Source organism: Mesorhizobium sp. M2A.F.Ca.ET.039.01.1.1 (assembly GCF_003998035.1).
Classification (GTDB): domain Bacteria; phylum Pseudomonadota; class Alphaproteobacteria; order Rhizobiales; family Rhizobiaceae; genus Mesorhizobium.
On the sequence record NZ_RZRY01000259.1, the window covers coordinates 1 to 8,259 of the forward strand.

The window sequence follows — 8,259 nt, forward strand, 5'->3', positions numbered from 1 at the left end:
ATCCTGTACTCTGCATTGGCCGAAGGCCGCCGTCATTAAAGTTTGACATAGGCAGGTTCCGCCGGGGCTGTTGCGATCAACGCCCGCTGGACTTGGCTATTGCTTTGCGCTTCAGCGCCGCCTACCACTTGGCGAATTTCACGATTTCCTCAGGCCCCCGCAAAGCAATGATCGTCCGACTGCGACGCGCCCTGCGATGGCAAGCGCTTCCGCTTCTTGCCGGCTTTGCCGTTGTCGCGCTGATCATAACCGCGCGCGCCATTCTCGCCGAAGCGCAGATCGCCGACCGCGACGCCAGCCGTGAAGCAATTGAAGCCCAGCAAACGCTCTCGAGCCTGCTTTCGCTCGCCCAGGACGCCGAGACCGGCCAGCGCGGCTATCTGCTGACCGGCGAGAAAAACTATCTGCTGCCATACCAGCATGCGGTCGAGGCGCTGCCGGCGCTGCTCAAGCGCGTCGATGAGATGTTTCCGGTCGGCAGCGATCGGGCGCAGCAGGTGGCCGGCATCAAGGACGCGCTTGCCCGCAAGCAAGCGGAACTCGCTGAGACGATCAGGCTCTACGACACGGGCAACACGGCGAAAGCGCTGGACATCGTGCGCGGCGGCAGGGGCAAGCTGGACATGGACCAGATCCGCGCCAACATCGATGCGATCCGGCGCATCGACGGTGCGAACCTCGCTGCCCGTGCGGAGCGGATGGAACAGATCGAAGGCTGGCTGCGCATCGGCTCGTTCGCGGCGCTGCTGGGCATCTTTCTGCTCGGCATCTATACGATCCGCCAGTCCAGCCGCCGCTTCCGAGAGGTGGCTGACGCGCAGGACGCATTGAGCGCCAAGAACGCGGCGCTGCTCAACGAGATCTACACGCGTGAGAAGGCGGAGTCGCAGCTTCGCCAGGTGCAGAAGATGGAGGCGGTGGGCCAGCTCACGGGCGGCATCGCGCATGATTTCAACAATATGCTGGCTGTCATCACCAGCGCCATGAACCTCGCGCAGCGCAAGCTCGCTCGCGGCGAGCATGACGTGCAGAGCTTCGTTGAGGCGGCGGCCGATGCCGCGGCACGCGCCGCCAACCTCACCGCCAGGCTGCTTGCCTTTTCCAGGCAGCAGCCGCTGGCGCCGCAGATCATCGATGCCAATCGCCTCGTCACCGGCATGTCGAACCTTTTACGGCGCACGCTCGGCCATGCGATCGAGATCGAAACGGTGCTGGCGGGCGGACTTTGGAAAACGCATGCCGACCCGAGCCAGGTCGAGAACGCCATCATCAACCTGGCGGTCAACGCACGCGACGCCATGGATGAAGAAGGCAAGCTCACCATCGAGACCGCCAACTGCCATCTCGACGAGGCCTATGCGGCGGCGCATCCCGAAGTGAAGGCCGGTCAGTATGTCATGATCGCGGTAACGGACACCGGCGCGGGTATGGCGGCGGACATCATGGCCAAGGCTTTCGAGCCATTCTTCACCACGAAGCCCGCGACCAAGGGAACCGGGCTCGGTCTCAGCCAGGTGTTCGGCTTCGTCAAGCAATCCGGCGGACACGTCAAGATCTATTCGGAGCCCGGCGAGGGCACGACAATCAGGATCTATCTTTCGCGCTTCACCGGTCCGGAGGAAGCGGCTCCGCCGGTAAAGACCGGCGGCAGGAGCGATGTTCCGGCAACCGAAACCGTGCTGCTCGTCGAGGACGATGCCCGCGTGCGTGCTTCGACGGCCGCCGCCTTGCTGGAGCTCGGCTATACCGTCATCGAAGCCGCGGGTGGTGACGAAGCCTTGGAGAAACTCGGTCAGAACGCCGCCATCGCGCTGATGCTGACGGATATTGTAATGCCGGGTATGAATGGCCGGCAACTCGCCGAACAGGCTCGCAAGCAGTCCCCCTCCCTGAAAGTGGTGTTCATGACCGGCTTCACGCGCAACGCCGTCGTGCACAATGGCGTGCTTGACCACGATGTGCACTTCATCGCCAAGCCGTTCACGCTGGAACAACTGGCGGCGAAGCTCCGGGACGCGCTCGCTTGATTTGTCTGACCGTTCTTAGATCCGTCCGAGCACGACCAGAATAATGACGATGACAAGAACCAACCCGAGACCGCCGCCGCCATAATAGCCCGTGCCGTAGAACGGCCCGCCGCCCAGGCCGCTGAAACCGCCAAGCAAGGCCAGAATGAGAATAATGATAAGAATTGTGCCGAGACCCATGTTCTTTTCCTCTCTCTGAGCGCAAGCCGGCGCTTTTCATCACGAAATCAACTCGCAAGGGGCGCGCATGTTCCACCCGGCTCCGGGCAATGCTATTCGGCCTTGGCCGAGTGGGATGACACGATCGGCGGCCCGGGATTGGCTTCAAGTCTGATCGGCACCAAAAACATGAGCGCAATCGCAATCGCGATCGACACAATGATGGCCGCGGTGCTGAAGATGTCCTTCATGTTCGCATCCTGAATATTCAAAGGTGCTGAACAACGCTGCGCGATACTTCCCGTTCCACTTCGCCCTAGCGGAACCTTTTTCAGACGCGCAACGTTTGGGGGCGGCCCAGTTTGGGCAATCCTGGCGATAACGGAGGCTCGCTTATGGGCGCGTCGGTACTCATCGGCATCCTGATCACCTTCCTGGTGGTGATCCTGGTGCTCTATCTCGTGCAGCGCTTGCCACTCGATGCCCGCACGCGACAGATCGCGCAGATCATCGTCATCATCATCGGAATCATATCGTTGCTCAAATATCTTGCGGTCTTTTAGCCGCGGTCCATATTCGGCACGGAAAACCCCGAAGCCCGGTGTCCATGAGAACCCTGTCGATCGCACGCCTCGCCGGCAACTTGTTGAGCGCCGCCACGCTGCTGTGCGCCGCGAGCGCCGCCCAAGCCCGGCCGGATACTCGCGCCATGACCTGCGCGCAGACGCAGGCGCTGATCAAAAGCGACCATGCGGTGGTTTTGACCACCGGTCCGGATACTTATCACCGCTTCGTGCGGCAATTCGGCAATGAGTGCGACTGGCCGGAAGTGCCAATATCAACAACCGTTCCCGCCAAGGACGGCGAGTGCCGCGTCTATCGGTGCGAGGAGCCGGTCGACCTTCCCGACCGATAGCCGCCTCTTGCGGTCCCGCGCGGAACCATAGCAACCCCATACGGGTTGTACGGGCCAGCGGCAGAACTGGCCGGCCGCGACTTTGTTCTGCGTGTAACAGCGGGAGGAACGGCAAATGCCTGAAATCGCGCGCACCGGCAGTTGCTTGTGCGGCGGCGTGCAGTTCCGCGTGGCCGGCGAGCCACGCCGGGTAGGCCTCTGCCACTGCAAGGATTGCCGCAAGACAAGCGGATCGGCTTTCCATGCCTATGCCGTATGGCCGCTTCAAGCGTTCGAAGCCAGCGGGATCACCAGCACCTATGGCGCTCGAAGTTTTTGCCCCACCTGCGGAAGCCGCGTTCCATTCGTTGGAGAAGAGGAAGTCGAGGTCACGATCGGCAGCCTTGACGTCGCGCCGACCGAGGGGCTGGTGCCGGACTATGAGCTCTGGATCGGGCGGCGCGAATCCTGGCTGCAGGCCCTCCCCGCGGCGCATCAGTTCGAGCATGACCGGGTCGCCGCTGATTCGGCCGCCGGCAATGAAACGGACCCGGAGCCGCGGCAGGAGTCGGCCTAGGTTGGATCACTGTCGGACTTAAGCCTGAACGGCAATGACCTCCGGTCCAGGGAACCCTTCGGCGCCACCCGGAAAGGCCCGGGTGCAGATTTAGATGCCAGGCTTTTCTCCAAGCTCACTCTGTTTCAACCACCGGTAGGTTTGCCGGTCAATCAGCCGCCGGTAGCATTCAGGGTGAGTCGTCACCTGCACGTTTCAGGCAGCGACATTCATGGCGTTTTATCCGCTTTGCGGAACGCAAGAATTTTTAGCCATCCCTCTTTCGCAATACAACCTTTTGGTTTGCTCTCCTGACGACCGCTTGTGTTCAGCGCGTGAAATACCAAGCTGCAGTTGCAATATCGAAGTCAAAATTCTTTAAGCTTAAGAAATTTTTTAGACCATTGCTTTCTGGTAGTATCAAAATATGACGCTCGGACTTGCCACAGGCAGTAGGCCTTATGATTTCGAACCTTGTACAAAAGGCCACCTTTGTTTCTTTCATTTTTTGCTACATAGTGCTGCCGAATCTTGAAACCGGACGGGGCGGTTTTCATGACGTCGGCGCCTGAACACGACCAAAACATGCATTTGCGGTATCCACCGATTGACGGGTTTTGGACCTGGGACGTCAAGCGTGACCGCGTCTATGGCGACGCCAACCTTTCAGATTATTTCGGGCTGACCCTCGACGAATTCTCGCATGGCGCGTCGCTGGAACGATGCATGCAAAGCATCGATGTGGATGACCGGCCCAGGGTCCGATTGGCGATCCGCAAGGCGATAGAACGCAAATCTGGCTTCAGGGAAGTCTACAGGGTCCGGTCGGAAAAGATGGGGCTGCGCAAGATCCTGGCTGTGGGCCAATGCTGCGTAGACGGTGTGGGCGAGGCAGCGCTCTACCCTGGCTGGTTCGTCGATCTGACGAAGGATGCCACCTGCGAGGAACAGTCGCTGCGCGAGATGCACAATCACGTCGAACAGGCCAGGGACATCGCGCGATCGATCGGACACGACCTGTTGTCCTATCTTCTGGACAACGTCGAGGAAGAGGTCGAGCAACGGCTTGACGGAAGGCTGAGGAGGCGAAGATCGTCCTGAGGCAGCTTTCGCCGATCGTTTGCGGGTCAGCTTCGCTTGCCGCGTCTGCCGACCTCAGCCGTGACCATGCGCGCGAAATGCGATTGGGGCGATCTGTGCTCGATAAGCTTGGCGCGCTCAAGCGCCGCGTCGCCGTAAAATTCGATCAGCACCCCGGCTGCCCGGGCGGCATCGGCTTTCAAGCGGCCGAAATCGACTTGCCCGTTCTCGAACGAAGGCTCGCTCCTGGCAATCGCGTCAAGCATGGCTTGCAACTTGTCAGAAGTGCTGCCCTCGTCTTCGTTCATGCTCGCTATCCGATTGGGCGCGTAAAATATCGACATTTCCGCACGATGTCCAACAGGTTCGTTGGGCGGGCGTCGGTGCAACCCCGTGCAGCCGCACCGCGCACGGTGTCACAACTTTCATGCAAGCATAGTGATCCAGACTTACCGCGCAGACATTTGGGGGGCACCCATGGACCAGCCTAGCAAAATGGAAAACCTGCAGTTTGCGCAGGGGATATTGCGGGAACTTCGCCAGAAGGCCGAAGCCGACGGCGAAAAACTCCTGACCTATCTCATCGACATGGCTTATCTCGAGGCCAGCGACCGCATCCGCGCCCACTGGATCGGCAACCACGAACATGAAAGCCGCCGCGCTAAGGGCTGAGCCGCCCAAGGCAATTTGATGCTCGCCGCGGTTTTCCGTGCGGAATTGCCGGGATCGATAGCTGGAGCGGTTCAGCGTTTGCGCCAGAGGCTGAGTAGCGCAAGCCCAGCGCAGCACATCCTGAACGCAAGAAAGCCCGCCATGCCTCTTCGGCATGGCGGGCTTACTTGGATGAGCAAGGCTAAATGCGATAGCCTCGCCGCCGATCTACGATGCGGCAGCCTTCTGGCGGACCGGAAGCTTCCACCCCGGCCGCGCGAAGTGGCAGGTGTAGCCGTTGGGATAGCGTTCCAGATAGTCCTGATGCTCGGGCTCGGCTTCCCAGAAGGCGCCTACCGGAGCAAGCTCGGTGACGACCTTGCCGGGCCACAGGCCGGACGCATCGACGTCGGCGATCGTATCCTCGGCGATCCGCTTCTGCTCGTCGCTCGTGTAGTAGATTGCCGAGCGATAGCTCATGCCGATGTCGTTGCCCTGGCGGTTCTTCGTCGTCGGATCGTGGATCTGGAAGAAGAATTCGAGCAGCGTGCGGAAACTGGTCCTGGCCGGATCGAAGATGATTTCGATTGCCTCGGCGTGAGTGCCGTGATTGCGATAGGTCGCGTTGGCGACATCGCCGCCGCTGTAGCCGACCCGGGTTGAAACCACGCCGGGCAAGCGCCGGATCAGATCCTGCATGCCCCAGAAGCAGCCGCCGGCAAGGACTGCGCGCTCGGTGGAAGAAGCCATGTCAAACCTCCTTTGGATTGCTCCATAGATAGGCGTTGTGGCCGGGTTCTTCCAGCGCCCCGGGGAACATGCCGGCCACGATTTCGAACCTGCGCGATCAGGGGTCCGAAGTCGGCCTGAACCGTCGGATTGCCAGCTCGAAGACGATGTCCGAAATCCACATGGCCGAGACCCCAATCAGGAAGGCGGCGGCGAGCGTGGTAGTGTCGTCGGCGCCGTCGGGCATCGGCAGGCCGCTTGCCTGAACCCAGGCGACGGCAGGCAATGTCAGATAGGCGGCGGCCAGGGCGCCGCAGATGGGCGAGGCGATCATCTCCCGCAGCTTGTAGCGATGGCGCGACAGCGACCGCAACACGCCGCCGGCGAGCCCCGCCGCCACGACCTGGCCCTTGATGCCCAGCAGATCGAAAATGTCATGCATCACGGCCTCCAGCCACAGAGCTTCTCGCCCTTGCGATTGTGCGCAAGCAGCGCCCTCGCCTCCTGATCCGACAGCGTTTCGACGGCCCTGGCGGAGAGGCGCATCGGCGCGGCGGCGGCGCAGAAACCGCCCCTAGCCGTCGTGCAGCCGGCAAGCGCGGCGACGGTGGCTGCGAGGATCAATCCCTTGCCCATGACTTCAGCTCCTTCCTGACCGCTTCAGGCGGCAAGGCGCCGACGTCGTTGTCGACCTGGTCGGCGATATTGCGGGCCGCGGCCTCGGCTTCTGCCTGCTTGCCGCGTTCGGCCCTTGCGCCCGCAAGGCGCTGGTGAAAGCCCCAGCCGAGCGCGCCGACAACGCCGGCGCCGATGGCCAGGATCGTCGGATTGGTGAGAAGCCATGCCAGCAGAGCGCTCATAGCAGCACTCCGATGAGAAGACCGGCGATGAAACAGGCGGCGCCTACGATTGCATACGGCCTGGCGGCTTCAATGCCGATGCGCACGCCCGGCGCGACCTGCTCGACGCGCCCGGTGCGGCGCGGCGGGTCCGCGCCCTCGAACGCGCCGATGGCGCTGACGATCTCGGCGCCGTCATCGGCGGTGATGATGGTGGCGTAGCGTGGCATGGAGCCTCGGGGCGGAATAGTGGGGCCGCGCTCAATCGCGCCAGCGCTCGAAGGAAATGGATGACCGAAAAACAAAACCCGCCTCGCGGCGGGTCGTTGGCGCAAATCAGCACCATGGACAAAATAGTAGCATAGCTGCCCACACCGGGCAAGAGGTTGCAGGCATATTTTCCTATCCTCCTGAAACCAGCCTTTGTCCCAGACCTGCTGGCAAAAAACCCGATGCGCCACAGCCAGGGATTGAACCGCAGGCAAAAGCCGCGCGAGTTTTTGTCGGAACCAACCGTGGTCCGACGGGTTCCACCCTCAGTCGCAGACGCGACAGACCCTGCAACAGACGAATCGTCTCGAAACAGAGGAGAAGAATCATGCTTACGAAGATTCTCGCGGCTTCGGCCCTGACAATCGGCCTCGCCACGGCGGCGATGGCCCAGACCGCGAACTCGCCCGATAACTCGGCCGGCAGCGGCCAAAGCATCACAGTCGAGCCGAGGACGCCGGCCACCCCGCCGCCTGACCAGATGGCGCCCGACACCGGCACGACCGGCAGCGTCACCGGCGGCGATATGAATTCCAACGCCGACAAGAACTGCCCGAACAGCCCACAGGGGGCGCAGGGCGATGCCAACAACACCGCTGCCACGACGGTGCAGCCGAACGTCAACGATAACAATTGCGGCAAGTAGGCCTGCCACTCGCGCTCGCAAAGGCCGTGGAGCAGCTCCACGTCCTTTGTGTTGGAGCCAGCTTCACCGGCTCGGCAAGGGCGGTCGGAACCATGCGGCCTTCCGACCGTTGCAAGGGGCACAAAGGAGAAACCCATGGCAGACAATGAAAGCAGCAGCGGTGGCGCAGCAAACGGCGCCGGCACCTCGAGCACTAGCCCAGCCAGCGAAGCGCGTCCCCGTAACGCCGCTTCGCGCAGCAGCGGCGCGTCGCGCAGTGGCGCCGCATCGCGCGGCAACGCCAGGGCATCCGAAGCGGCGATGAAGAAGCAGATCGCGGAGTTGAAGCGCGAGGTAAACCGCCTGAACCGCGCCCTTTCCGAGCAGGCCGAGGAAGCGTCCGAGACCGCGCAGGGCTGGTACCAGAG

Annotated in this window: 16 protein-coding genes; 8 read left to right on the plus strand and 8 right to left on the minus strand. The window is 62.0% G+C overall.

The genetic code is table 11. The features are described from left to right. Positions 1-167: 167 nt before the first annotated feature. Positions 168-2,027, plus strand: coding sequence for a CHASE3 domain-containing protein (locus tag EOA24_RS19635; protein ID WP_245463272.1), 1,860 nt, complete (start codon positions 168-170; stop codon positions 2,025-2,027). A gap of 15 nt (positions 2,028-2,042) precedes the next feature. On the opposite strand, the gene EOA24_RS19640 is transcribed toward EOA24_RS19635, so the two are convergent. Continuing rightward, positions 2,043-2,207 carry a DUF3309 family protein gene (locus tag EOA24_RS19640; protein ID WP_082048942.1) on the minus strand — a complete coding sequence of 55 codons (165 nt, stop codon included), beginning with the start codon at positions 2,205-2,207 and terminating at the stop codon, positions 2,043-2,045. Positions 2,208-2,299: 92 nt separating this feature from the next. After that, a complete protein-coding gene (locus tag EOA24_RS41680) occupies positions 2,300-2,437 on the minus strand; it encodes a hypothetical protein (RefSeq protein ID WP_189342065.1) in 138 nt (45 codons plus the stop codon). A 144-nt stretch (positions 2,438-2,581) separates the two neighbouring features. Between EOA24_RS41680 and EOA24_RS19645 the strand changes: the two genes are divergently transcribed. From EOA24_RS19645 to EOA24_RS19660, 4 genes are all read left to right on the plus strand, one after another. Beyond that, a complete protein-coding gene (locus EOA24_RS19645) occupies positions 2,582-2,749 on the plus strand; it encodes a Thivi_2564 family membrane protein (RefSeq protein ID WP_126083227.1) in 168 nt (55 codons plus the stop codon). A gap of 44 nt (positions 2,750-2,793) precedes the next feature. Continuing rightward, entirely contained in the window at positions 2,794-3,102 is a 309-nt protein-coding gene (locus EOA24_RS19650; RefSeq protein WP_245467108.1) for a hypothetical protein, read from the plus strand. Between the two features lie 115 nt (positions 3,103-3,217). Continuing rightward, positions 3,218-3,658, plus strand: a complete 441-nt coding sequence (locus tag EOA24_RS19655; protein ID WP_126083228.1) for a GFA family protein — start codon at positions 3,218-3,220, stop codon at positions 3,656-3,658. 564 nt (positions 3,659-4,222) lie between these two features. Then, complete coding sequence (locus tag EOA24_RS19660) at positions 4,223-4,738, plus strand: PAS domain-containing protein (RefSeq protein ID WP_126083229.1); 516 nt, start codon at positions 4,223-4,225, stop codon at positions 4,736-4,738. A gap of 26 nt (positions 4,739-4,764) precedes the next feature. On the opposite strand, the gene EOA24_RS19665 is transcribed toward EOA24_RS19660, so the two are convergent. Beyond that, a complete protein-coding gene (locus tag EOA24_RS19665) occupies positions 4,765-5,025 on the minus strand; it encodes a hypothetical protein (protein ID WP_126083230.1) in 261 nt (86 codons plus the stop codon). A 169-nt stretch (positions 5,026-5,194) separates the two neighbouring features. Here EOA24_RS19665 and EOA24_RS19670 point away from each other — a divergent pair, with 169 nt between their 5' ends. Beyond that, on the plus strand, positions 5,195-5,389 hold the full coding sequence (locus tag EOA24_RS19670; RefSeq protein WP_126083231.1) for a hypothetical protein: 195 nt from the start codon (positions 5,195-5,197) through the stop codon (positions 5,387-5,389). Positions 5,390-5,596: 207 nt separating this feature from the next. On the opposite strand, the gene msrA is transcribed toward EOA24_RS19670, so the two are convergent. The 5 genes from msrA to EOA24_RS19695 form a co-directional block, all read right to left on the minus strand. Beyond that, on the minus strand, positions 5,597-6,118 hold the full coding sequence (gene msrA, locus EOA24_RS19675) for a peptide-methionine (S)-S-oxide reductase MsrA (RefSeq protein WP_126083232.1): 522 nt from the start codon (positions 6,116-6,118) through the stop codon (positions 5,597-5,599). Positions 6,119-6,215: 97 nt separating this feature from the next. Next, positions 6,216-6,539, minus strand: coding sequence for a hypothetical protein (locus tag EOA24_RS19680; RefSeq protein WP_126083233.1), 324 nt, complete (start codon positions 6,537-6,539; stop codon positions 6,216-6,218). Further along, entirely contained in the window at positions 6,539-6,733 is a 195-nt protein-coding gene (locus tag EOA24_RS19685; RefSeq protein WP_126061380.1) for a hypothetical protein, read from the minus strand. Before EOA24_RS19685 ends, EOA24_RS19680 begins: the two co-directional genes overlap by 1 nt. Beyond that, the gene (locus EOA24_RS19690; protein WP_126083234.1) at positions 6,718-6,957 is read right to left on the minus strand and encodes an ABC transporter permease; all 240 of its coding nucleotides are present in this window, start codon (positions 6,955-6,957) and stop codon (positions 6,718-6,720) included. The genes EOA24_RS19685 and EOA24_RS19690 overlap by 16 nt, the downstream gene beginning before the upstream one ends. Further along, complete coding sequence (locus EOA24_RS19695; protein ID WP_126083235.1) at positions 6,954-7,166, minus strand: hypothetical protein; 213 nt, start codon at positions 7,164-7,166, stop codon at positions 6,954-6,956. Before EOA24_RS19695 ends, EOA24_RS19690 begins: the two co-directional genes overlap by 4 nt. Positions 7,167-7,534: 368 nt before the next feature. On the opposite strand from EOA24_RS19695, the gene EOA24_RS19700 reads away from it, so the two are divergent. Both EOA24_RS19700 and EOA24_RS19705 read left to right on the plus strand, forming a co-directional pair. Beyond that, positions 7,535-7,852, plus strand: coding sequence for a hypothetical protein (locus tag EOA24_RS19700; protein ID WP_126083236.1), 318 nt, complete (start codon positions 7,535-7,537; stop codon positions 7,850-7,852). Between the two features lie 135 nt (positions 7,853-7,987). Continuing rightward, positions 7,988-8,259 (plus strand): hypothetical protein (locus EOA24_RS19705; RefSeq protein WP_133374553.1); only part of this gene is annotated, 272 nt, incomplete at its 3' end.

Coding starts and splice junctions, on each gene's coding strand:
- EOA24_RS19635 (WP_245463272.1), top strand. CDS start 168: ATGATCGTCCGACTGCGACGCGCCCTGCGATGGCAAGCGCTTCCGCTT.
- EOA24_RS19640 (WP_082048942.1), bottom strand. CDS start 2,207: ATGGGTCTCGGCACAATTCTTATCATTATTCTCATTCTGGCCTTGCTT.
- EOA24_RS41680 (WP_189342065.1), bottom strand. CDS start 2,437: ATGAAGGACATCTTCAGCACCGCGGCCATCATTGTGTCGATCGCGATT.
- EOA24_RS19645 (WP_126083227.1), top strand. CDS start 2,582: ATGGGCGCGTCGGTACTCATCGGCATCCTGATCACCTTCCTGGTGGTG.
- EOA24_RS19650 (WP_245467108.1), top strand. CDS start 2,794: ATGAGAACCCTGTCGATCGCACGCCTCGCCGGCAACTTGTTGAGCGCC.
- EOA24_RS19655 (WP_126083228.1), top strand. CDS start 3,218: ATGCCTGAAATCGCGCGCACCGGCAGTTGCTTGTGCGGCGGCGTGCAG.
- EOA24_RS19660 (WP_126083229.1), top strand. CDS start 4,223: ATGCATTTGCGGTATCCACCGATTGACGGGTTTTGGACCTGGGACGTC.
- EOA24_RS19665 (WP_126083230.1), bottom strand. CDS start 5,025: ATGAACGAAGACGAGGGCAGCACTTCTGACAAGTTGCAAGCCATGCTT.
- EOA24_RS19670 (WP_126083231.1), top strand. CDS start 5,195: ATGGACCAGCCTAGCAAAATGGAAAACCTGCAGTTTGCGCAGGGGATA.
- msrA (WP_126083232.1), bottom strand. CDS start 6,118: ATGGCTTCTTCCACCGAGCGCGCAGTCCTTGCCGGCGGCTGCTTCTGG.
- EOA24_RS19680 (WP_126083233.1), bottom strand. CDS start 6,539: ATGCATGACATTTTCGATCTGCTGGGCATCAAGGGCCAGGTCGTGGCG.
- EOA24_RS19685 (WP_126061380.1), bottom strand. CDS start 6,733: ATGGGCAAGGGATTGATCCTCGCAGCCACCGTCGCCGCGCTTGCCGGC.
- EOA24_RS19690 (WP_126083234.1), bottom strand. CDS start 6,957: ATGAGCGCTCTGCTGGCATGGCTTCTCACCAATCCGACGATCCTGGCC.
- EOA24_RS19695 (WP_126083235.1), bottom strand. CDS start 7,166: ATGCCACGCTACGCCACCATCATCACCGCCGATGACGGCGCCGAGATC.
- EOA24_RS19700 (WP_126083236.1), top strand. CDS start 7,535: ATGCTTACGAAGATTCTCGCGGCTTCGGCCCTGACAATCGGCCTCGCC.